This window comes from Synechococcus sp. ROS8604, assembly GCF_014279655.1.
GTDB lineage: Bacteria > Cyanobacteriota > Cyanobacteriia > PCC-6307 > Cyanobiaceae > Synechococcus_C.
The window spans coordinates 181,875-205,086 of sequence record NZ_CP047946.1 but is presented as its reverse complement, the minus strand read 5'-3'; the positions used below and the strand labels follow the sequence as shown (position 1 = coordinate 205,086).

At 56.8% G+C, this 23,212-nt stretch carries 20 protein-coding genes; 12 read left to right on the top strand and 8 right to left on the bottom strand.

Annotation, left to right across the window (positions count from 1 at the left end; all coding sequences use genetic code 11):
• Positions 1–104 precede the first annotated feature (104 nt).
• Both SynROS8604_RS00955 and SynROS8604_RS00950 read left to right on the top strand, forming a co-directional pair.
• Complete coding sequence (locus SynROS8604_RS00955; protein ID WP_186544802.1) at positions 105–1,826, top strand: ATP-binding cassette domain-containing protein; 1,722 nt, start codon at positions 105–107, stop codon at positions 1,824–1,826.
• Positions 1,826–2,596, top strand: coding sequence for an ABC transporter permease (locus tag SynROS8604_RS00950; protein WP_186544801.1), 771 nt, complete (start codon positions 1,826–1,828; stop codon positions 2,594–2,596). Before SynROS8604_RS00955 ends, SynROS8604_RS00950 begins: the two co-directional genes overlap by 1 nt.
• On the opposite strand, the gene SynROS8604_RS00945 is transcribed toward SynROS8604_RS00950, so the two are convergent.
• On the bottom strand, positions 2,593–3,651 hold the full coding sequence (locus tag SynROS8604_RS00945; RefSeq protein ID WP_186544800.1) for a hypothetical protein: 1,059 nt from the start codon (positions 3,649–3,651) through the stop codon (positions 2,593–2,595). The genes SynROS8604_RS00950 and SynROS8604_RS00945 overlap by 4 nt on opposite strands.
• On the bottom strand, positions 3,651–4,376 hold the full coding sequence (locus SynROS8604_RS00940) for a hypothetical protein (RefSeq protein ID WP_186544799.1): 726 nt from the start codon (positions 4,374–4,376) through the stop codon (positions 3,651–3,653). The genes SynROS8604_RS00945 and SynROS8604_RS00940 overlap by 1 nt, the downstream gene beginning before the upstream one ends.
• Before the next feature lie 44 nt (positions 4,377–4,420).
• Here SynROS8604_RS00940 and SynROS8604_RS00935 point away from each other — a divergent pair, with 44 nt between their 5' ends.
• Positions 4,421–5,560 (top strand): glycosyltransferase family 4 protein, encoded by a 1,140-nt coding sequence (locus SynROS8604_RS00935; protein WP_186544798.1) that lies wholly within the window; start codon positions 4,421–4,423, stop codon positions 5,558–5,560.
• On the opposite strand, the gene SynROS8604_RS00930 is transcribed toward SynROS8604_RS00935, so the two are convergent.
• Positions 5,550–6,230, bottom strand: coding sequence for a M48 family metallopeptidase (locus SynROS8604_RS00930; RefSeq protein ID WP_186544797.1), 681 nt, complete (start codon positions 6,228–6,230; stop codon positions 5,550–5,552). The genes SynROS8604_RS00935 and SynROS8604_RS00930 overlap by 11 nt on opposite strands.
• On the opposite strand from SynROS8604_RS00930, the gene SynROS8604_RS00925 reads away from it, so the two are divergent.
• The 5 genes from SynROS8604_RS00925 (at position 6,229) to SynROS8604_RS00905 (ending at position 12,153) form a co-directional block, all read left to right on the top strand.
• Positions 6,229–6,858, top strand: a complete 630-nt coding sequence (locus SynROS8604_RS00925; RefSeq protein WP_186544796.1) for a hypothetical protein — start codon at positions 6,229–6,231, stop codon at positions 6,856–6,858. The genes SynROS8604_RS00930 and SynROS8604_RS00925 overlap by 2 nt on opposite strands.
• Positions 6,855–9,830: a peptidase domain-containing ABC transporter gene (locus tag SynROS8604_RS00920; protein WP_186544795.1), complete on the top strand. Its 2,976-nt coding sequence runs from the start codon at positions 6,855–6,857 to the stop codon at positions 9,828–9,830. Before SynROS8604_RS00925 ends, SynROS8604_RS00920 begins: the two co-directional genes overlap by 4 nt.
• A gap of 64 nt (positions 9,831–9,894) precedes the next feature.
• Positions 9,895–11,010 carry an HlyD family efflux transporter periplasmic adaptor subunit gene (locus SynROS8604_RS00915; protein WP_186544794.1) on the top strand — a complete coding sequence of 372 codons (1,116 nt, stop codon included), beginning with the start codon at positions 9,895–9,897 and terminating at the stop codon, positions 11,008–11,010.
• Entirely contained in the window at positions 10,988–11,827 is an 840-nt protein-coding gene (locus tag SynROS8604_RS00910) for a glycosyltransferase family 2 protein (protein ID WP_186544793.1), read from the top strand. The genes SynROS8604_RS00915 and SynROS8604_RS00910 overlap by 23 nt, the downstream gene beginning before the upstream one ends.
• Complete coding sequence (locus SynROS8604_RS00905) at positions 11,824–12,153, top strand: glycosyltransferase (RefSeq protein ID WP_222930120.1); 330 nt, start codon at positions 11,824–11,826, stop codon at positions 12,151–12,153. Before SynROS8604_RS00910 ends, SynROS8604_RS00905 begins: the two co-directional genes overlap by 4 nt.
• Here the strand turns inward: SynROS8604_RS00905 and SynROS8604_RS00900 are convergent.
• Positions 12,143–13,087 carry a UDP-glucuronic acid decarboxylase family protein gene (locus SynROS8604_RS00900; RefSeq protein WP_186544791.1) on the bottom strand — a complete coding sequence of 315 codons (945 nt, stop codon included), beginning with the start codon at positions 13,085–13,087 and terminating at the stop codon, positions 12,143–12,145. The two genes, SynROS8604_RS00905 and SynROS8604_RS00900, sit on opposite strands and share 11 nt — an antisense overlap.
• A gap of 233 nt (positions 13,088–13,320) precedes the next feature.
• Between SynROS8604_RS00900 and SynROS8604_RS00895 the strand changes: the two genes are divergently transcribed.
• A complete protein-coding gene (locus tag SynROS8604_RS00895; protein ID WP_186544790.1) occupies positions 13,321–14,766 on the top strand; it encodes a mannose-1-phosphate guanylyltransferase/mannose-6-phosphate isomerase in 1,446 nt (481 codons plus the stop codon).
• Between the two features lie 35 nt (positions 14,767–14,801).
• On the opposite strand, the gene SynROS8604_RS00890 is transcribed toward SynROS8604_RS00895, so the two are convergent.
• Genes SynROS8604_RS00890 through psaC form a run of 4 tightly spaced genes read right to left on the bottom strand, consistent with a single transcriptional unit; the run spans position 14,802 to position 19,198 of the window.
• Positions 14,802–15,920, bottom strand: a complete 1,119-nt coding sequence (locus tag SynROS8604_RS00890) for a DUF1501 domain-containing protein (RefSeq protein WP_186544789.1) — start codon at positions 15,918–15,920, stop codon at positions 14,802–14,804.
• 1 nt (position 15,921) lies between these two features.
• Positions 15,922–17,016 carry a DUF1800 family protein gene (locus SynROS8604_RS00885; protein ID WP_186544788.1) on the bottom strand — a complete coding sequence of 365 codons (1,095 nt, stop codon included), beginning with the start codon at positions 17,014–17,016 and terminating at the stop codon, positions 15,922–15,924.
• The gene (gene glmS, locus SynROS8604_RS00880; RefSeq protein WP_186544787.1) at positions 17,016–18,902 is read right to left on the bottom strand and encodes a glutamine--fructose-6-phosphate transaminase (isomerizing); all 1,887 of its coding nucleotides are present in this window, start codon (positions 18,900–18,902) and stop codon (positions 17,016–17,018) included. The genes SynROS8604_RS00885 and glmS overlap by 1 nt, the downstream gene beginning before the upstream one ends.
• A gap of 50 nt (positions 18,903–18,952) precedes the next feature.
• A complete protein-coding gene (gene psaC / locus SynROS8604_RS00875) occupies positions 18,953–19,198 on the bottom strand; it encodes a photosystem I iron-sulfur center protein PsaC (protein ID WP_006042515.1) in 246 nt (81 codons plus the stop codon).
• Between the two features lie 149 nt (positions 19,199–19,347).
• On the opposite strand from psaC, the gene acpP reads away from it, so the two are divergent.
• The 3 genes from acpP to tkt are packed head-to-tail and all read left to right on the top strand — an operon-like array spanning position 19,348 to position 22,902.
• Complete coding sequence (gene acpP / locus SynROS8604_RS00870) at positions 19,348–19,590, top strand: acyl carrier protein (protein ID WP_038014040.1); 243 nt, start codon at positions 19,348–19,350, stop codon at positions 19,588–19,590.
• A gap of 8 nt (positions 19,591–19,598) precedes the next feature.
• Positions 19,599–20,846 (top strand): beta-ketoacyl-ACP synthase II, encoded by a 1,248-nt coding sequence (gene fabF / locus SynROS8604_RS00865; RefSeq protein WP_186544786.1) that lies wholly within the window; start codon positions 19,599–19,601, stop codon positions 20,844–20,846.
• Positions 20,847–20,892: 46 nt separating this feature from the next.
• Positions 20,893–22,902, top strand: a complete 2,010-nt coding sequence (tkt, locus tag SynROS8604_RS00860) for a transketolase (RefSeq protein WP_186544785.1) — start codon at positions 20,893–20,895, stop codon at positions 22,900–22,902.
• The last annotated feature ends 310 nt before the right edge of the window (positions 22,903–23,212 follow it).

The window sequence follows — 23,212 nt, the reverse complement described above, 5'->3', positions numbered from 1 at the left end:
CTCATCTTGTTGAGTCGGCTTTTTTATGCAATTAACAAGTTTTGAGCCAAAGGGGATCAGCTATAAGAGAAACTAAAACTTCCAATCCACTTCTTTCAGCACGGTTGACACCTGCCTCACCCTCAAAACATGCCCCTTTGTGGGTGCTAGGCATGCATAGAAGTGGCACATCATTCTGCGTTCGTGCTCTCCATCAACACGGAATCCAGCTCCCTCCAAACCTTCTGCCACCAGCTGCAGATAATCCAGAAGGATTTCAGGAGTCTGCGGACCTGATTGCTCTCAATGACGCCATCCTTGCGGCTCAAGGTTCCCTGTGGGATGGCTCTTGGCCCCTACAAAATAATGCCCTGACCGAGTCCAGATCCCATCAACAGCAGCAAGGTCTGCAGCGAGAAACCAAGCGCCTCTTACAAAGCTGGTGTTCGCCTGCCGCGCATCAGCTCATCGCTCTGAAGGATCCCAGGCTGTGTCGAACCATGCCACAGATCTCAGCCGCATTGACCCCGGCATGGTTCCGATGTGGGATTGCCATCGTGAGAAACCCTGCGGCTGTTGTGGGTTCGATTGGCTATCGCGATGACATGCCCCCCCTCAAAGCACTCGCGCTTTGGTTGCGGCACAACTTAGACATCATTGAGTTAAGGCAACGGCTGCCCATGGTCAGCGCGTGGCCTTTGATTCGATTTGAACAGCTGCTCGAACAGCCAGAGCGCACCCTTCAACCGGCCCTCAATCTCTGGCGCGAAGCAGGGCTAGAGCTCAGCCTGACGCCAAAAGAGATTCTTCAACAACGTGAATCTCCCAAACCACCTAAGACACTCACGGATGTCCCTCAGCAATGGTTGGATCTCGCTCAAGCGTTCTACCAATCCATGCATCAGGCGGATGAGATTGGATCCGTTTCAGAAACAGCATTAGAGCCTGTGCGTGAGCTATTGGATGGTTCACCCCAGCTCAGCCAACGTTTACTTGCCTTAGAGGCCAACCGTAGAGACCAGTTAGGTCAGCTGCTCGCTCAAGAACGCAGAAACACAAAAAAACCTCAACTGCTCGGAGAAGAGGATCTCAAGGCCCTCGAGATCAAGCAAAACGATGACGAACCTGCTTACGTGCGCCTCAAACAAGTTTGCATCGATCTGCGGGGGCGAGAGCAACGCCGCTCGCTCAAACGGTTGTTGACCCAACAAGGGCGTAGTGGGCTACGTCCCTTAGCACTTGACCACCTTGATCTCAGCATCGGCCATGGCGAACGCATCGGTCTACTCGGCCACAACGGCAGTGGCAAAACCACACTGCTCCGCCTGCTTGGAGACATCTATCGGCCATCGAGCGGGAAACTCCAACGGGATGGTCCAGCGATGGCCCCGGTCATCGATCAATCACTCGGCTTCTCCCAGGAACTCACGGGATTGCAACTGGCCCGATACACCCATCGCCTCCACGCAGCCAACCTCCAAAGCTGGCCTTCCTATCTCGAACAGCTTGAGACCTTCACCGAACTTGGAGAGGCTCTGAGCACACCGATCAAAACCTGGTCTCTGGGCATGCGGACCCGTCTCTCCTTCGCTTTGATCACCTTCCGAAAGGTGCAAGGACTGGCCCTCGATGAAGGGCTAGCCGCCGGCGACCAATGGTTTCAAAACAAAGCACGTAAACATCTGGATCAATTCATTGATGCTGCAGGAACCCTGGTGCTTGCCTCCCACTCAGAAGACTTATTGCGTCGCTACTGCACCCGTGGTGTGATTCTGGAGCGGGGCCGTCTTCGCTACGACGGAAGCCTGTATCGCGCCCTGCAGCTCTACCGCGGACAGCTGAATTGATGTCACTGTTTTCCACGTACCGCCCACTTTTACCCGCCCTTGCCTACGGCGCCTGGCTACGAATCCGCGCCCAATTTGCCCGAACCCTGCTTGGAAGCAGCTGGATTGGGATTTCCACCCTGCTCACCATGGCCGTTCTCGGCACGATTTACGGCACCCTTACCAACGTGGCCGACTGGAGCGCCTACTGGGTGTACGTCGCCCTGGGCCTGGTGAGTTGGAACACCCTGGCTACAGCGATCAGCGCCAGTTGCACCTTGCTGGAACGCTCCCGTGAGCGACTGCTCAACCAACCTTTACCACTCGGAGTTGTGGTGATCGAAGAGTGGCTCACCTCCAGCTTTTCTCTCCTTATTGCTCTTACGGCCGTTCTGGTGGTGATGGGCCTGCTGGAGCCCACTCTCTGGGGCCATTTCCTTCAGGGGGGCTGGTTGGGACTGATCAATCTTTTGCTCGGCTGCCTCTGGCTCAGCCTGCTGATTGCTCCGATCGCCGTGGGCCTTGCTGATCTCAACCAGTTGGTGCCCGTTCTGCTCCAAATTGGATTTTTAGCGTCACCGATTTTGTTCTACCGCCAAAGTCTCGGCGGCTTGGGCTGGGTGAGTGATATCAATCCTTTGTATGCCTGGGTTCGGCTCGCCCGAGATCCCTTCTTGGGACATCCCCACTGGGGACTTCAAGGATTGGTTTTAATCGGACAACTTCTACTCGTGCTTGGGTTACTTTCTCAGCTCGAAAGCAAACGGATGAGAATCATTCGCTGGCTTTAGCCAGCGAAGCCAATCACCGGCGGACGTAAATAATCAGGCAATTCATCTGGATTCACAAACACTGCCTGACCACCGGCAACGAGCAATGGATCGAGCATCTGCTGTTGATTACTTTCCAGCAACCAACGTTTCAAAAAGGGGCAGCCATCCAGAAGCAGAGGAATCGCCCAATAATGGCAAGGAGAGTAATAGTTAACGGAGCTCATTCCTGTCTCCAATAACTGCATTTGAATCCAGACAGCGGCTTCTCGTGAACAATGAACCTGAAGCTTCTCCAACAGCTCGGCACTGGCTAATTGTGCCCGCAACCGACTCACAGGGTGCAGCGCCCTTAAACCAATTCCCTGATTGAGCAACAACTGAGACAAGCCAATTTCACCATCACGGATTGCCACACTCATCCCCCCCCAACCGCGATAGCAACTCCAGTAAGACGTCCACCAGGGCTGCTGAAGCACGGTTCCTGGAAGGTGTAATCCATAGCTCTGCAGGTGATAGCCATTTTGAAATGAGTCACTGAACCCCAACACCAAATCGCCGCCCCCTTCCAAAAAGCGAGGCCAGCTGCTTCCACTCAGATCTGTAATGGGATAAACACTGTCATTGAGCAGAATCAAGCGATCAATACTCGGCCCAAGCCCTCGCTGCTGCAGCGTTAACCAGGCATCTTGAAAGGCACCAAAATCTCGTCCTTCATTGCGACGACGCAGCAAGCCAAGACCATGGCTCTGACACCACTCCCGCCCAGCGCGATCCAGGGCATCAGTCAGCAGCAACACCTGCCATCCCCGATCCCTGAGATCAGCTAGTTCACGCCGGATGCACGCTTGCAGCCAACCCTTCGGGTGGTAGTGCGAAAACAGCACCAATCTGGCGTGCCCTCGCTCGATCCCCACAGGGAGCACGAGCTCCTTCACCCTTTCCAAGGCATGAATGGAAGCCATTCGCTCCCGATCACGCTGGGCATAAAAGGGAGCTTGGATTGTTTCCCAACGCGCCTGGGCCAAGCGAAGGCCATGGCGCAACTCGAGTTTAATTCGGCGGCGGAATCCCATCAGTTCAAACCTGGCTCAACCAACTCACGGGTGAAATAACAACCGGGAAGAAAGGCTGTGGCAGTATTCACGCTCCGTGCAGCATTCGTAAATGCCACTTCTGCAAAGCGCTGAGGCACAAATCGAAAATCAATACTGGCTACGGAAACGCTTTCTCGATTCAAAGGACAACCATGAAGCCGATCAATATGGTCAAACAAAACCACTTCTCCCATCTCTAAGTTTAAGGGTTGAAAGTCATACTTCCCTGCATTCTGCTCCACATGCAGCGCAGCACTAGCATGCATTGGCGTGAGTGCACAAATGGCATTGAGCTCATAATCGCTATGCCCAAAATCTGAATCACGGTGATAACTTCCCACCCAGCGATTATCTGGCAATCCAAATCGATAAGTAGGAATAGCCTGCACATAGCAAGGTTCACCAATCACATCCGTAACAATCCGCTTTGCCAACGCGAGGTAAAGCGATTTCACCTGCTCGTGCTGGGCATAAAACTTCTGATGTGTCTCTGTGGTGTTATCGGCTCCTGGCTGAAAGAGGGAATAAGGCCCCACATATTGATGCAACGTTGCTAAGGGCAACGCCACTCTCTGCTCCACAGCCTCAACAAACGCCAGAGCCTCATCCGTTTTGGACAATCGGCGGTTATGCAACACACGCCTTTGATCTCGCGCCAGCCCTAGCAAGTCATGAATGGGCAAAAGCTTGGTTCGTTGGGACAAGATAATGGATCGCATTATCCACCGAAAGCCAGCGATCGTCTGTCGTGCGTATTCGTTTTTACGGCCACCTCCGCGCTGGCTTTGGTCTCTCCGGGGGTGCTCGAGCCACGGCAAGAACGCTTGAAGCCGTGGGCTGCCAATTGAGCTACATCGATCTAGCGCTCACCAGCCATGCCGCGATTCAGAACCTGCCATCCAGCAGCTGGGATTCACGCACCACCGATGCCCTGCCTTTAGTGGATCTCGTGCACACCAATCCCAATATCTTGGCGAGCAACCCAGAATTGCTTGCCCAATTCAGCCTCAGCGCACCGCTACGCATTGGCTATTGGGCCTGGGAGCTGGAACAGTTTCCATCCGGATGGGAGGCCTTTTTCGAGGGATATGACGAAATCTGGTGCCCTAGCAGCTTCACGGCACAAGCACTCGCTCAACGCTCCCCCGTCCCTGTGATCGCTCTGCCCCACCTACCCAACTGGAGCCATCTTGAGCAGCGGGCCGCACAACGGCTTGCACAAAACCGAAACCCACAAGAACGGCCATTCACGTTTCTCACCCTGTTTGATTTTTGGAGCACCACCGAGCGCAAAAACCCTGAAGCCGTGATCCAGGCCTTTCAGCGCGCCTTTCCCCCCAACAAAAGCGGAGCCCCCCCCGTACAGCTACTGGTCAAAGCCAGCAGTGCTGAACAGTTTCCTGAACAGGCCCAGGCTCTTCAAGCACTAGGCAAGGGTGATCCACGCATCCGCTGGATCACCAATCTCCTCTCCCAAGCTGATTTGGATCGGCTCTATGACCAAGCCGATGCTCTGGTGAGCCTGCATCGTGCCGAAGGATTTGGGCTCACCCTCGCCGATGCCATGGCCATAGGTCTCCCGGTGATTGCCACGGGGTATTCCGGCAACCTCGACTTCATGCCTCCCGGAAGTGCCGCCTTGATTCCCTGGCAACCCACCACCATTCAACGCACCTGCGGCGACTACGTCGCTGGCGCAACCTGGGCAGAACCAGACGGCAACGCAGCAGCCAGCGCCATGCAATGGCTTGCAAACGACAGGGCGGCAGCTAACGAGCTCGGCAAACAGGGGCAGAGGGCTGTTCAGGAGCGACTCAGTTCTGCTCGCCTCCAAGGGATTGTGCGCCAGCGGCTTGGCCGTTTGCTGATCGATTCTCTCAGTGATTGAAGATCCCAAGCATTTTTTGCAATTTCAACTCCCAATCCGTGAGGCCTTCAGCAGAACCACGCGACGCCTCCAACAGCCCTGAGCAAGCTCGCAAATCAAAGGAGTAACAAGCCGCCTCCAAGAGTCGCCGGCGGCAGGGAGCATCGGCGTGTCCTGAGGCAAACAAAGCCTCCGACAATTGCAAGCTCGGTAGCAGGACTGCGGCTTCTCGAGCACCGTCAAGGACGAATGACTTCAAAGTGCCCTTGGCTTGCCATTCAGCAAGCTGAGCAACTGCTCTTTGCGGCAAAAGAGCATCCAGAACTTGCAACAGATTGCGAATCGTCATGGGGCTATTGGACCCATCTGCCAAGCTCAACTGGTAAGCAGCTGCCGCTTCTTCCAGCTGATTCAAACCACGGAAGGCATCTCCGAGCTTGTGGTTCAGCCAATAACTGCGGCTCGGATGACAGCTCCAAGGCTTCAAAATCATCAGACAAGCCGAGTAATCCCCTTGCATCAGCAAGGCGTAGGCCAAAACGTCCCAAACCTCCACAGGCGAGTCAGGGAAGAGTTGGATAAAACGCCGTAACAAGCCTTCCGCCTCATCCCAGGCAGAGTCGTGCAACGCCTTCTGAACTTCTGCCCAAATTGCGTCAAGCTTGGCTTGCATCAAGGGGGGCGCCTGCATGGATGATTCCACAACCACTCAACTCATCCAGTTGCCTACTTTGCAATGGCCCAGCACTGATGTGGTGGAGGCCCTCTTGGAAGCAGACCTGCTGGCCATCTGGATCGGTCGCCGCATGGAAGCTCTCATTGCGAAAGCTCAATCCTTGGATGCTTGGAAAGAAGCAGCATTTGCCCAAAAAGCAGAACAGCAATTTCTGGAGATGGGGTCAGCCCTCGATTCTGTGTGCGTCTCCGTGTTGCAAAGCAGCGACCCCCACCTCGCCCAGGAGTGGTACTTCAAGCTCAAAGATGGAGAAACAAGTTTTCGTGCTCTCGCCCCGCAATCCCTAGGCCGTTTCCGAGACAGCGGAGGCCACTTGGGGCCAATCCGTCTCGAAGAGCTCAGCAGTCCGCTCGACCGACTCGTTTTAAGGGCTCAACCTGGTGTGGTTCAGCCACCCTTGCGCGTTGCCAACGGAAACAGCGTTGTGCTTCGGTTGGACTCTCGCCAACCAGCCCAATGGGATCAAGCAACTCGTCGTGAACTCATTGATCGGTTGCATCGCAGTTGGCTCAGCCACTGCATCACACCTCTGATTGCCGACCCTCCAGAACCCGGCAGTTCCTGCCCTATCCCTCAACCATGAGCAACAACGAAGCCCCGTTACCGATCCCGATGCAGGGCTGGCTTGCTGCGCAGCGATCCAAACTGCAATGGTTGCGTTACCGAACAGGGCAACCCCTGCTGCAGGCCGACCGCCTCCCCCACCAGGTGATGTTCATTGCCGAGGGAGCCGTGCGTTTGATCGCGAATGATCCGGCTTCCGGACCCTTCACTCTTGCGCGTCTTGGCAGTGGGGATGCCCTTGGCTGGTGCGGCTTGGTGAGAGGACGGCCCTGCGAGGCGGCCATTGCCATGGAACCCACCCTGGTGGCCGCCCTTCCGGCTCAACAATTTTTAGAGCTGCTTCCCCAAGAAAAAGCACTCCAGCAGGGATGCATCGAAGCGGATCGCAGTGAATTCGCCGAGCTGCTGCTGGGCTGGCTGAGCCGCCAACCACAACGCTACGACGATATTCCCGGACTGATCGCGGAACTCTGGCGCCCAGGCGCGCTGCAATTGCGCAGTGGAGAGCAACTGCAACGTTCCTGTTCCCTAGATGACAGCTGGCTTTGGTTACCGAGCGCTCCCATGCCCTTGGAGAGCCCAGTCGGCACGGCGATTGACCATTGGACGCCGACTTCAGAGGCGAAGCAACTCCCCATGGGAGCACGCTTGCTCGCCATTCAGCGCAGTGCCCTGGAAGAGGCCCTGGCAGCGCGACGCACGCGACAACAAACCGCCGCTGAATCCGGTCGTGCTCCCACAGATCTCTGGGAACAAGCCACTGAAGCGGAAGAACTTCCCGAACCGATCGATCCCAGCGACCTTGGCTTGAGTAGCGGCAGACGACGCCTCCCACCCCTACGAGAGCGAGGCGATGGCCCTCTTCCCACTGCGCTGATTTGTCTGAAGCGACTGGCCAGTCGCTTCGGCTTTCCCTTCCCCCGCGACACGGTGGAGCAGGTGTTGCTCGACTGCGAGCAACGCCTTGGAGGCATTTCGCTCCTGCATCTGGGGCAGATCTTGGAAAGCCTTGGCTTGGAGGTAAGGCCTCTCACCGCTCCAGCAAGCCAGGTACATCGGCTGGAACCGCCGGCACTGGTGAAACTCGAGGATCGTTTCCTGCTTGTGGAAGACGCTGGCTCCAAAGGCTTGGTGGTGGTCGACCCCAGTCGGGGTTTGATCCAACTCAGCGTTGCCGAGCTCAGCGAGCTCAGCCCGGACGGAATCCGTTTGGTGCTGGTGCGCCCAGCCGAATCTGCAGACAACGACATCCAGGCCAGCCGCTTTGACCTGACCTGGTTCTGGAATGTGATGAAGCCCTATCGCACCCAGATGAGTCTGGTGTTCATCGCCGGATTCACCGGAAAAGTCCTGGAGATCGGCTTCACCTTGGCGATTTTGCAGATCGTGGACGTGGTGATCAGCACCCGTGATCTCGGTCTGCTGTGGCCGATCGGAGCCTTCATGGGCCTGATCATCGTGATCAAAGCGGTCCTGGCTCTGCTGCAAAACAATCTGATCGTGGATCTCTCCGATCGCATTGACACCAACCTTGGCAGCCAGGTCGTAGGCCATCTGTTCCGGCTGCCGATGAAATTTTTCGATCAGCGCACCGTCGGCGATCTATCCAGCCGCTTCAATGATTTGCGCCGCGTGCGCGCTTTTCTCACCGGCACCGTGATCAACACCGCCCTTGATCTGGTGTTCATCCCACTGGTCGCGATCGTGCTGTTCGCGATTCAACCGATCTTGGCTCTGGTGGTGCTCAGCAAAATCCCGCTGATGTTCTTCGCCACCTGGTTCAGCCGTAAACCGATTAAACGAAAAATCACGCGCCGGAATCGAGCCTGGTCCCGTGCTCAAGGATTTCTGGTGGAGTGCCTGAGTGCAATCCGCACCGTAAAAACACAAAATTTCGCTACCCAGGCTCGCTGGCAATGGCTCCAGCGCTATCGAACATTCTCTAGCGAGGATTTCCAACTCGAACGCCTGAAAGTATTGGCGCGAGAGCTGAATTTCTTAATCCCAAAAGGCACAAGACTAGCGTTGCTGATGGTGGGCGCCGCGCTTGCAATCCAAGGAGGCACAACCGTTGGGGCAATCTTTGTGTTCATGATCCTCGGCGGCCAGCTGGGTAGTTCGATGCTCCAGTTGTCGTCTGTGTCCGATCAATATCAAGACGCAAGGGCCGCCATGGATTCGTTGGCCGACGTTCTCGGAAGCAAACCCGAAGATTCTCTGGCGTCGAGTTACATGCTTCCGTTGCCTGCGATTGCCGGCCGCATCGACATCGACAACGTGTCGTTCTCCTACGGCCTCACCAGTGGCCGCCAACTCGACCACTTTTCTGTTTCCCTGTCAGCAGGTGATGTTGTGGGCCTCGTTGGCAGCAGTGGAAGTGGCAAAAGCACGCTGGTTCAGCTGCTCGATGGGCTTTATCAGGCAGAGGAAGGGCGAATCTTCATCGACGGCACGGACATCAGCAAAGTGCAGATCGGCAGCTTGAGACGCCAGGTGGGGTTTGTGCCTCAGGAGTCAATCCTGTTCGATGGCACGGTGATGGACAATCTGCGCCTCAACATGCCAGACGCCCCCTACGAAGCCGTGATCGATGCAGCCAGGGTGGCTTGCGCCCATGACTTCATCATGGCCCTGCCGGATGGCTACAACACACGCGTCGGAGAGCGTGGTGGTGGCTTGTCAGGCGGACAAAAACAACGCATCGCCATCGCCCGCATGGTGCTCCAAAACCCACGCCTGATCGTTCTCGACGAAGCCACCGCGGCCCTGGATCCCACCACAGAAACATTAGTACTTGCTCGACTGCGTGAGCGATTTGAAGGCCGCACCCTATTGATCGTGACCCATCGCATCGCGGCCCTGCGCCACGCCGATCGGATCCTGCTCCTCGATCAAGGGGTCTTACTCGAAGACGGCAACTGGAATGAGCTCATAGCTCTTCGTGGCTCTTTTGCCACCCTCGCAGAACAACAACACGCCGCGGCGGCCTAAGGACTCGCCTCTCCCCGACAGTAGACAGAACCCATCCCTTCACACCCCCCCTCACCTCGCCGCCATGGCTCGCTCCAAATCCAGGTCTGCCCTTGCCAAAACCCGCAACAGCGCAGCTGATGCTGAGCAACGTGAAGCTCTCAGACTCGAGACCCGCCCCTCCCCCGTCTTGCCAGCTGTCCTGGCTGGAAGCCTCTCCTTACTGGTGTTGGCGAGCATCGGGTTTGCCGCCACCGTGAAGGTCAATCAAGTGGTGAACGTTCCTGGAAAATTAGTGACCAGGCGCAGCACTCAAGATCTCACCACCCCCGAACAAGGGGTGGTCAAAGAGGTGTTGGTACGCAATGGCCAACTGGTCGAAAAGGGGCAGGCATTGGTGGTGCTGGATCCCCGTGTGCAACGCAGCAATGTCAACGAGTTGCAGCTTCAGGTGCAAGCGGAATCGTCGCGCTTGGCCTCAGCCGAGGCGCGGCTGCGTGAACGGATCGCAGGCCTGGAACGCCAAGAGGTGATTGATCAACGCATCCTGGCCCCGCTTCAGCGCCTAGCCACACAGGGCGCCACATCGCAGCTGCAGATGATTGAAAAAGAACGACAACTTGAGACCACACGACGCGAGCTTGCTGAAGCTCGGCAAGAGCAACAAACCCTGGCCTTCGAATCCGAGCGAACCCAGGCTCAATTGCGGGCCTCGCTTGTGGCATCGCAAAGCGCTTTGGATCTGGTCACCCTGCGCGCTCCCGTGAAGGGCACCGTGATCGACCTTGAAGCGCAGACCGGCAAGGTGGTGATGAACGATGTGTCGTTGCTCAAGCTGGTGCCTAGCGATGAGCTGCTGGCCCAAACCTTCGCAAAGGATTCTGATATTGGCTTCATTCGTTCGGGCCAAACCGCAGAGATTGCCCTCACCAGCTACGACAAAAGTGTGTATGGCACCCTGCCAGCCACCGTGTCCTTAGTCAGCCAAGACGCCCTTGCCCCCGAGCTCCCCTACGACTACCCCCACTTCGCCGTCACCCTCGATCTCAGCGAACAAACGCTGAGCGCCAACGGCAAAGCCTTCGAACTCCAACCGGGTATGGCCCTCAGCGCCCAAATCCAACTGCAAAAACTCACGCCATTGCAACTGTTTTTCAGCCGCCTGACCCGCAGCACCGATGCCGTTCGCAGCATGCGCTGATCGTGGGAATCCCGGCGCATCGCCAGTGGATCCGCAAGCGTTGCTGATCTTGATCGCCCACCATCCGCCGGCTGAGCACATCCAACGCCTTCAAAGCTGTCTCACTGACTTATCAGCTGAGATCTCATACGCCCTGGTGATTAATGATCACATCGCTGGTGAGCCAGTTGAAGATCTCTTGCCTCAGGCCGCCATGGCGATCGTGCAATCCGCGAACCCTGGTTACGGCAGGGCCTTTAACGAACTCTGGAAGCGCTGGTGCCAGACCTATGGCATCCCACCTCTGGTCGCCGTGCTCAACACCGATCTCTCCTGGGAGCCGGGTTGCTTCGAGGCACTCATCGATTGGCTGAAGCAACATCCAACAATCACTGCAGCAACGCCCCAGTTGAGGTTCCCTGATGGCCAACAACAGTTTTTATGCAAACGCAATCCAACCGTGCTCGCCCTGTTGAGCCGCCGTTTCATCCCCAAGCGGGTCAAGCCGAGCTTCCTGCATCGCTACGACCGCTTGTACACAATGCGCGATCAGGACTACGACCAAGTGTTCGCTTCGTCCTATCTCAGTGGATGCTGTTTGTGGATGCGCGGCTGGGCAGTGCAAGCAGTCCAGGGCTTTGATCCCCGCTTTTTTCTGTACTTCGAGGATGCGGACATCACGCGACGACTGGCTGAGATCGGCCCCACTGTGAATTTTCCCTGGTGCACGGTGACGCATCACTGGGGGAGAGGGAGCTACCGCAACTGGAAACTCACCTTGGTCAATCTGCACAGCGCTTGGCTCTACTTCTGCAAATGGGGGCTGAAGCTGTGGTGAATCCACTTGAGGTTGGGTCGCCAACTCTCGAAGTGGTGTTAGCCACCTACAACGGCGCTGATTGTCTCGAGCAACAATTGCAAAGCCTCCTCCAACAGTGGAAGCAACCCGACAGATTGATTGTGCAGGACGACGGCTCCACCGACGGAACAGCAGCAATCCTGCTCGACTGGTCCGAACGGCACCCCAACTGGATCCGACAACTGCCTCCTTCAGCCCAAAGACGGGGGCCCAAGACGATGTTCTCAACCCTGCTATCGGCCACCACTGCTCCCTATGTCGCCCTAAGCGATCAAGGCTGGGGCAAGAGGTTACTCAGATGTTGAAAAGCTCTTCGAAATAAGCAATCGTGGGCTCTAAACCTTTTTCCAGCTTCACCGCTGGTCTCCAGCCCAACTCCTTCTGGGCAAGATCAATCACTGGCTGGCGTTGCAGGGGATCATCCTGGGGCAACGGTTTGCAGATCAGCTCCAGCTCGGGGTTAATCTTCTCCCGCACCAGTTCGGCCAGCTGCCGAATCGTGAATTCCGTTGGATTGCCGATGTTGATTGGCCCAGTATGAGATCCATTCATCAAGCGAATCATCCCTTCGATTAAATCGTCTACAAAGCAGAAGCTCCTGGTCTGACTTCCATCGCCATAAAGAGTGAGCGGCTCTCCTTTCAGCGCCTGCACGATGAAGTTGCTCACCACACGGCCATCATCAGGAAGCATGCGCGGGCCGTAGGTGTTGAAAATCCGCATCACCCGAATCTCCAGATCATGCATGCGTTGATAGTCGAAACAGAGCGTTTCAGCGATCCGCTTGCCTTCGTCGTAGCAGCTGCGGATGCCAGTCGTATTCACGCAGCCCCGATAGCTCTCGGGCTGGGGATGCACCTCCGGATCGCCATACACCTCACTGGTGCTCGCCAAAAGCAGCCGCGCCCCAACCCTTCGGGCTAGGCCAAGCATGTTGTAAGTACCCAGGAAGCTGGTTTTCGCCGTTTTGACGGGATTGAACTGGTAATGCACCGGTGAGGCTGGGCAAGCCAGATGCCAGATCCGATCCACCTCCAGCTTGATCGGCTCGGTGACGTCATGGCGGATCAACTCAAAGCGGGGATGGCCCATCCATTGCCCAATATTCACCTTGCGTCCGGTGAAGTAATTATCAAGACAAATCACTTCTTCTCCGGCTTCCATCAAGCGATCGCAGAGATGGGAGCCCAGAAAACCAGCACCACCCGTCACCAAATTGCGAGGAAGAGAAGCAGACATCAGCTATTCAGAATTCGAAGAATGGTGATCTATGAGCTGGATTCATGAAATAGCTTCTATCAATATGAAAGATATTTGCATGTTTAAACATTAGAAAGTCGTGACCTCACGCTGGCCTCGTTGTAGATGTCGTTGTAGATGAAAGACCTTTCCAGCCGCAGTGTCTTACTGGGTCCCCCTTGAATCCCACACCCAGGTTGAGAGAGACTAGTAATCATTCACGAATTGCTCCGGTGACCACCCCGCTGATCCCTGTCATTCTCTGCGGCGGCACGGGAACACGCCTGTGGCCCCTCTCGAGGGCCAGCTATCCCAAGCAATACTGGCCGCTCGGCGGGGATGGGGACGACACCCTCCTCCAACAAACCCAGAAACGCTTGGCCGGACTGGAAGCACTTGAGGGCCCATTGCTGATCTGCAATGAGGATCATCGCTTCATCGTGGCCGAACAGATGCGCCAGATCGAAGTGGAGCCTGGAGCGATCTTGCTCGAACCGATGGGGCGCAACACGGCTCCAGCTGTGGCAGTAGCAGCTCTACAAGCCACAGCCCAAGGCGACGACCCCCTCCTGCTCGTGCTTGCCGCAGACCACGTGATTCGCGACGGGGCACACTTTCAAACCGCGATTGCCGCTGGCCGCCCTGAAGCAGAAGCTGGTCGCTTGGTGACCTTCGGGATTGTGCCAACCGCTCCTGAAACGGGCTACGGCTACATCGAAGCCGCCGAACCGCTCGTGCCTGGGGCGTTAACGCCGGTGCCGATCGCCCGCTTTATAGAAAAGCCCGATCAAGCCACCGCCGAACGATTCCTCGCCAGTGGGCGCTTCACCTGGAACAGCGGCATGTTTCTCTTTAAGGCCAGCGCCATGCTCGCCGAACTGGAACGCCTCGCTCCTGAAGTGGTGAGTTGCTGCCGCGCGGCCCTCGAGCCAGACATGGCCGATCTCGATTTTCTGCGCCTGGACCCGGACGCCTTTGCAAAATGCCCGAACGTGGCCATTGATGTGGCCGTGATGGAGCAAACCAAACTCGGCACCGTGCTTCCCCTTGCTGCCGGTTGGAGTGATGTGGGCAGCTGGAGCGCCCTCTGGGACACTGCTGATCGCGATGAAAACGGAAATGTCTTGCGCGGCCGCGTGATCAGCGAAGGCAGCAAAAACTGTTATTTACGAAGCGAACACAGGCTGGTCGTGGGTCTTGGCGTGGAAAATCTGGTGGTTGTGGAAACTGATGACGCCGTGCTGATCGCTGATCGGAGCCAAGCGCAAAACGTCAAAACGGTGGTGAAGCAGCTGGAAGCTGAGGGCAGCCCAGAAGGCAAAGCCCATCGCAAGATCTACCGCCCTTGGGGTGCCTACACAGGAGTCGTGGAAGGAACGCGCTGGCAGGTGAAACGCATCTCCGTGAAACCGGGTGCCAGCCTGTCGCTGCAGATGCATCACCACCGCGCCGAGCATTGGGTAGTGGTGCGCGGAACCGCCGTTGTAGAGCGCGACGGACAAGAACAACTGATCGGCGAAAACCAAAGCACCTACATCCCTTTGGGCTGCAAGCACCGGCTCAGCAACCCCGGCCGGATCCCTGTGGAAATGATCGAAGTGCAGAGCGGCGAGTACCTCGGAGAAGACGACATCGTCCGCTTTGAAGATCGCTACGGACGAAGTAATCAAACGAACTAAAACGTCTCAACGAACCTTTCTCATTCGAGTCACTGTCAGAGCAGAACTTTTGGGTCTGCACCACGCACATCACGCAGCGCTCTCCGATACAGGGAGATCGGTGACAAGGTTGGGATCAGATCTCCACGCTCATCAAGCTTGTCTAGATCCGGATAGCGGCCCAAAAAAGGATGCCGAACATCGTCTCCATAGAAAAAGGCCACAGAAGCGCTGCCGTGATCAGTGCCGCGGGATGCATTTTCACGAAAACGCCGGCCAAACTCACTGGCCGCCATCAAGGTGACTTGAGGCCGTCGAGGCATCTGCTGAAGACCAAAATCAAGCGCAACCAGAGACTCCGCCAATTGACTCAAAACTCGGGCATGACGGAGCGCTTGATTGGCATGCGTATCAAAGCCACCTAAAGCCATTTGCAGCACCGGTGGGCAGATCCCACTGCCGATCAGCCGCAAGGCCAGGCCCACCTGTTGACCTAATGCTCCGCGCGGAAGTTTCAGTCCGCTTGGCAAGTCAACCAAATGCTTGCGTAAACGGGTTAAAGCAAGTTCACCTTGAAGCTCCAGCTCCAACAGCCTCCTCAGGATCGGGCTGTCCTTTTCTTGATCAGGGCTGAGAGCATCCGACGATCTTCGTCGCAATTGAGCATGTGAAAGCTGCAGGGCCAAAGCCTCTCCGCCCTCCATCGCAGCACATCCAGACGCATGCAGTGCAACCAAAGGGCCATTCGTTCTTCCTGCATCAAAGGCCCGTGCCAACCAGCCGGCACCCACGCCATCGAGACGAGCTGTCGCCCATTGATCGGAAGCTTTGAAATGACTTCGATTGGGTTGATCCCAACCAACCCCGAGCGCAAAACCTAAACGCCTCTGCCGCCACAACTCCATCAAAGGACTTAAAGCTGGGTGAAGGGCTAAGCCATGACCGAGCACTGAAGCGTCAGAGGAGATAGCCAGTGAAGGACGGGCTTTCTGATACAGGGGATTTCCGATCGGCACCACAGTGTTCACCCCATCATTCCCGCCTTGCAGATCCAACACGACCAGAACGTGATCATGGGGCGTCGACGTTGATGCAGGCTCAGAGGACAGTGCCGAATAGGCCAATGCCGCCCCAGTACCGCAAGCCAAACCTTGAAGAAGGGTGCGCCGCTTCATCTCAAGACAATTGCCATACAGGATCACTGAACAACTGAGCCAAGGTTTCTCGATCAGGTTCAACTGGCAAGGTCATCGTCAATGGAGCCCTACCCGTAAGCGAATTGTCCAAGCGTGAAGGTAGGGAACGCGTATCCCACACTTCTTCATCACGAAGCAGTTGGAGAATGGTGCGTCTCCTCGCTTGAAGCCAGCGCAAGTTGATCCATTGTTCATTCACAGGCCAACCCGCAACATTCGGCGGCTCAAAAGGTGCCTGACCCATGGCCCGAAGTCCACGCAAACTCAACGCAATCGCATCAGAGTGGCGACTACCGATCACCCGCAAACTGCGCGTCACTAAATCGAGTGGATCTGACAGCCTCAAACCAATATTGCGACTTTGCTTCGCCTCTGGACTCATCCGAAGTTCAGACATCAACCAGGGAAGAGATAGCCCCTGAATGCGCCAAGTGCGCCCCAACTCTTGAAGTCGTTGCGCTGGCGGAATCGTACCGATTAGATAACGCCAAACTCTCCGAGCGATGAACTCTGCAGTCGTTGGCTGCTGTGCCAACCATTGAGCTAATGAGACAGCATCAAAAGCAGCCGTCTTACCCAGCACAGTTTTTTGACCCAAATCGTGCCGGTGAGGGACAAGCTCCAACTCTCCTTTTTGATTTAAACGATATCCAGTGAGAGCTCGTGCTGCCTCACTCACATCACTTTCACTGAAATTTCCTTCTCCCACAGAGAAAAGTTCCAATAATTCCCGTGAAAAATTCTCATTAGGATGACGCCGATGATTCGCCGGTCCATTGAGAGAAATCTGCAGAGCTGGATTGGTCACCATGGCCACCAATAAATCTGAATAAGTAGCATCTAGTTCTCCACTAATGGCATCAATTTGGCCAACCAAAAGACTCGGATCAGGAAGTTGTCGCCAATGCACTGGGAAAACACCTAACCAAAGCTGCACATCCCAAGAGCGTTGTTGCTCCGGTCCCCAGGTCAGTCGCTGCAGCCAAGCTTCTTTCAAAGCCTTTGCAGATTGACGCTTGCAGCTTCCCCTTTGATCTCTTGGTAGATCTCTACAGAAGACAGGCGTGGTGTCCATCACTCCACTGTGACGCTCTTGGCCAAATTGCGTGGCTGGTCCACATCCAGGCCGCGATAGGCCGCAATATGATAACTCAGCAATTGCATCGGCACCACGGTGAGCAGGGGACTCACCCACTCGCTCACTTCAGGCACGGGCAAGAGCGCGTCAAACAACTCGGTGTCGGGGCCTTCCGGCGCCACACCGATCATTTGCGCGTCGCGGGCTTTGGCCTCCTGGGCGTTGCTCAGGACCTTCTCAAACACGGGGCCAGGCATCGCAATCGACACCACCGGCACGTGCGAATCGAGCAGGGCGATTGGCCCATGCTTCATCTCCCCAGCTGGATAGCCTTCAGCATGGATGTAGCTGATTTCCTTGAGCTTGAGGGCACCCTCGAGGGCAATCGGGTAGTTAATTCCGCGGCCCAAGAAAATCACATCCTGAGTTTCAGCAAAGCGGTGCGCCAGAGCTTCTGAGCCCTTGTCGTGATGCTCCACCAGACGCTCCAGCTGTTCCGGCAAAGCCCGCAGTTCTTCGAGCAATGCGCTGATTTCAGCCTCAGAGCGATGCCCGCGCCTTGCCGCAAAGGCAACCGCCAGGCCATAGAACGCCAACAGCTGACCCAGGAAGGTTTTGGTGGCCGCCACCCCCACCTCAATCCCCGCACCAATATCAAGGATGTAGGGCACCTGCCGGGCTAAGGAACTCTCGGTGCGATTGGTCACGCCAAGCTGCTTCGCGGCATAGACGGGCTGGCCATAAGCCTCCCGTCGCTTGGCATCCATGCTGAGCGCCGCCAGCGTGTCGGCCGTTTCTCCAGACTGCGTCACCCCAATCGTGAGGGTGTGGGGCGCCAGTGGTGGTGGGGCATAACGAAACTCACTGGCATAAAACACCGAGGCGGGAAGTCCTGCGAATTGCTCAAGCAGGTACGCCCCCACCAGAGCGGCGTGGCGACTGGTGCCGCAGGCCAAAATTTGGATGCGCTCCACCCCTTCGTAGAAGGATTCATCAAAAGGAAGTGCCACCGGATTGCTTACCGGCAGCCCCACGGGCAGATGCCGTTCGACCCAGAGCCGCGCCGTTTCTGGCTGCTCATGGATTTCCTTCAACATGAAGTGGCGGAAGTGGCGCTTGTCGGCGATGTGATCCGACCCACTCAGCGTGGTTGGCATGCGCTGTTGCCGCGCCCCATCCGCGTCATACAGCTCGATCCCAAGCGGACTGAGCAGCGCGACTTCGCCGTCTTCCATCGGCAGAATCGTGCGCGTGAATCCCGCCAAGGCAGGCGTGTCACTGGCACAAAGGAACTCCCCTTCCCCAAGCCCAATCAAAAGCGGTGCCGCTTTGCGTGCCACCACCAACGCTCCTGGCGCATCTGCCCAAAGCACCGCCAAGGCATAAGCCCCTTGCAGCCGGGGCAACACGGTCTGCACAGCTTCTAACAGTATTTGGCCGTTTCCAGCTCCTTCGCCTGCCCCCATCAACTGCAATTGCGCTGCAATCAGGTGGGGAATCACCTCGGTGTCGGTTTCCGACTGAAAGCTCACACCCGCAGCCGTGAGCTCTTCTCGCAAAGCCCGGTGGTTTTCAATGATCCCGTTCTGAACGACCGCAACCCTGCCGCTTCCATCACGGTGGGGGTGGGCGTTGTGCTCCTCAGGCTTGCCATGGGTCGCCCAGCGGGTATGGCCGATCCCGCAAAGCCCTGGCGCACCGTCACGGTCCACACGAACGGTGAGGTTGTTCAGCTTTCCTTTGGCGCGAAGGCAGTGCAAATCCTTGCCCTGCAACGTGGCGATGCCCGCTGAGTCGTAGCCGCGGTACTCCAGCTGGCGAAGTCCTTCCAGGAGGAGCGGTGCCGCGTCTCGCGAACCGATCACCGCAACGATGCCGCACATAAAAAAAAACCCGGCTTAGCCGGGCTGATCGAATGGGTATTGAGCCAAATTCAGTAGGACAAGCCCATGCTTCGACTGGTTTCGTCCCCGAGATACACCCGGATACTGAGGAAGTCTGTGGGGCAGGCGGTCTCACAACGCTTGCAGCCCACACAATCCTCTGTGCGCGGGGATGAGGCAATTTGGCCCGCCTTGCAGCCGTCCCAAGGCACCATTTCAAGGACGTCCAGGGGACAAGCACGCACACATTGCGTGCAACCGATGCAGGTGTCGTAGATCTTGACGGCGTGGGACATGTGCCCGTTCCGATGCGGATGACTTGAAATCAAGGTACCCGTCGCGGGTGCCACTGAGCCATTCACGCAGGCACGCCGTCACCGTTGTTAACGCCACGAGGTGACACATGGGCCAAGCCCGTAAGATGCGGCGTCACGTCTGCACGGCCATGTCCCAGGAATCGATCCTCGAAAAAGTCCGTTCGATCGTTACGGAGCAGCTCAGCGTTGATGCCGGCGAAGTCAAACCTGAGTCCAACTTTCAGAACGATCTGGGAGCGGATTCACTCGACACCGTCGAGTTGGTGATGGCTCTTGAGGAAGCCTTCGACATCGAAATTCCCGATGAAGCCGCCGAAGGAATTGCCACGGTCGGCGATGCCGTCAAATACATCGAAGACAAGCAAGCCTGAGGATCTGCATGGTGGAGGGTCTCCAGCGCGTCGTGGTCACGGGCCTCGGTGCTGTTACACCGATCGGCAATACCGTCGCCGACTATTGGGAGGGCTTGACCTCCGCAAAGAACGGCGTCGAAGCGATCACCTTGTTTGATGCAGCGCAGCACGCCTGTCGCTTCGCTGCTGAAGTCAAGAATTTCGATCCCAGCGGCTTCATTGAGCCCAAAGACGCCAAACGCTGGGATCGTTTCTGCAAGTTCGGCGTGGTGGCGGCTAAGCAGGCCCTCGCCGACTCCGGCCTCACGATCACTCCAGACAATGCCCATCGCATTGGCGTCAGCATCGGCTCTGGGGTGGGCGGGCTGCTCACCATGGAAACCCAGGCCCATGTCTTGAAAGACAAAGCTCCGGGTCGCGTCAGCCCGTTCACGGTGCCGATGATGATCCCGAACATGGCCACAGGGCTCGCCGCGATCGCTCTCGGAGCCCAAGGTCCGAGTTCCGCCGTGGCCACCGCCTGTGCCGCAGGCTCCAATGCCATCGGCGATGCCTTCCAGCTCTTGCAGTTGGGCAAGGCGGACGTGATGATCTGCGGCGGTGCCGAATCAGCGATCACGCCGCTGGGGGTTGCCGGATTTGCCAGTGCCAAGGCGCTCTCGTTCCGGAACGACGATCCCGCCAGTGCGAGTCGACCTTTCGACAAAACCAGGGATGGCTTCGTGATCGGAGAAGGTTCAGGGATTTTGGTCCTTGAAACCCTGGCCCATGCCGAGGCACGGGGTGCCACGATTTTGGCCGAAATCGTGGGTTACGGCACCACCTGCGACGCTCACCACATCACCTCACCCACGCCAGGCGGCGTCGGTGGCGCCGCTGCGATGCGCCTCGCTCTTGAAGATGGCGGAATCTCAGCTGACAGCGTGGACTACGTCAACGCCCACGGCACCAGCACTCCGGCCAACGACAGCAACGAAACCGCAGCGATCAAAAGTGCTCTTGGCAGTCGTGCCAAAGACATTCCGGTGAGTTCCACCAAGTCGATGACGGGCCACTTGCTTGGAGGCTCAGGCGGCATTGAAGCTGTGGCCTGTGTGCTAACCCTGCGCAACGGCGTCGTGCCCCCCACCATCAACTACAACAATCCGGACCCCGATTGTGATCTGGATATTGTGCCGAACACAGCCCGTGAACTAACACTAGGAACAGTGCTGTCCAACTCCTTCGGCTTCGGCGGTCACAACGTCTGCCTCGCCTTCCGACGCATGAGCTAACACCAAGCTCAGCCCAATCCCCCCTCGTCCCCCTTCTCTTCACTCCATGGCCGCCGCAACCGCTTCTCTCGACACGCTCTGCGTCAACAGCATCCGCATGCTGGCCGTTGATGCCGTCAACAAATCCAATAGCGGTCACCCCGGTTTGCCCATGGGCTGCGCACCGATGGGGTACGCCTTGTGGGACAAATTTTTGAAGCACAACCCCAAAAACCCCAAGTGGTTTAACCGCGACCGTTTTGTGCTGTCAGCAGGCCATGGCTGCATGCTGCAATACGCCCTCCTGCACCTCACCGGCTACGACTCGGTGAGCATCGACGACATCAAGCAATTCCGGCAGTGGGGCTCGAAAACACCAGGCCACCCAGAAACATTTGAAACCCCTGGCATTGAAGTCACCACTGGCCCGCTTGGAGCAGGCATCTCGAATGCCGTGGGCCTGGCGATCGCCGAATCCCACCTAGGCGCCAAATTCAACAAGGCCGACGCCAAGGTTGTGGACCACTTCACCTACGTGATCATGGGTGATGGCTGCAATCAGGAAGGCGTGGCCTCAGAAGCTGCCTCCCTGGCCGGTCACCTCAAGCTGGGCAAATTGATTGCCCTCTACGACGACAATCACATCACCATCGACGGACGCACCGATGTGTCGTTCACCGAGGACGTTCTCAAGCGCTACGAGGCCTACGGCTGGCACGTGCAACACGTGGCCGACGGCGACACCGACGTGAACGCCATTGCCAAGGCCATTGAGGCGGCAAAAGCCGTGAGCGACAAACCATCGATCATCAAGGTGACCACCACCATCGGCTTCGGCTCACCCAATAAGAGTGATACGGCTGGAGTCCATGGCGCCCCTCTTGGCGAAGAAGAAGCGGAGCTCACCCGCAAACAGCTGGGCTGGACCCATGGGCCCTTCGAAATTCCTCAGGAGGCCTACGACCAATACCGTCAGGCGGTGGAGCGTGGCGCTTCCCAGGAAGCCGAGTGGAATCAGGCCTTGGCGACCTACCGCAGCAAGTACCCCACAGAAGCGGCTGAATTTGAGCGCATGCTGCGCGGCGAGCTTCCCCAGGGCTGGGACAAGAACCTGCCCACCTACACAGCGGACGACAAAGGTCTGGCCACCCGCAAACATTCCCAGATTTGCCTCGGAGCCCTAGGAGCCACAATCCCCGAATTAATCGGCGGCTCCGCTGACCTCACCCACTCCAACTACACCGACATCGCCGGAGAAACAGGCTCCTATCAGCCCGAAACTCCAGAAAAGCGCTACTTGCACTTTGGTGTGCGCGAGCACGCGATGGCGGCCGTCCTCAATGGCATCGCTTATCACAACAGCGGCTTAATCCCCTACGGCGGCACCTTCCTGGTGTTTGCCGATTACATGCGTGGTTCCATGCGCTTGTCAGCACTGAGCATGCTTGGTGTGATTTACGTGCTTACTCACGATTCGATCGGTGTGGGTGAGGACGGCCCCACCCACCAGCCGATCGAAACCATCCCATCGCTTCGCGCCATGCCTGGGATGCTGGTGTTCCGTCCTGGTGACGGCAACGAAACCAGTGGTGCCTACAAAGTTGCGATCGAGAATCGCAACCGCCCAAGCGCCATGTGCCTCAGCCGCCAGGGAATGGCGAATCAGGCCAACTCCTCAATCGACAAAGTCGCTTTTGGCGGTTACGTCTTAGACGACTGTGCAGGAACACCCGATCTCATTTTGATCGGAACCGGCACCGAACTCGATCTCTGCGTCCAAGCCGCTAAACAGCTCACATCAGAGGGCAAAAAAGTACGTGTGGTCTCGATGCCATGCGTCGAGCTCTACGACGAACAAAGCGATGCTTACAAAGAAGACGTTCTTCCCAACGCCGTACGCAAACGGATCGTGGTGGAAGCCGCTGAAACCTTTGGCTGGCACCGCTTCATCGGCCTCGATGGCGATAGTGTCACCATGAATCGCTTCGGCGCATCTGCTCCCGGCGGCACCTGCATGGAGAAATTCGGCTTCACTGTGGAAAACGTGGTGAGCAAATCCAAAGCTCTTCTGAGCTAAGTCCTCACACAGCAACAACAAATCACTCCAAGCCTGCAATCCATTAGCAGGCTTTTTTATTGGCAATTTATCAATACAAGTCGATCTGCTCCAGACAAAATCGCAACCAAAGGAACCGATTTAAAGTTGCCGAATCAAAGAAACAAACAGTCAAGAATGATCAGGTCAGGACAACCCATAAGCAAGAAACAATTCGTCCTGAACCTACTAGGAATCAATCAGCAAAGCAGTCAACTGAAGCCAACAAAGAAGCAGAGAGTCGCTGACATCCTTTGCCTCATCGTTGTGTGCCTGGGAGCTGGATACCTTG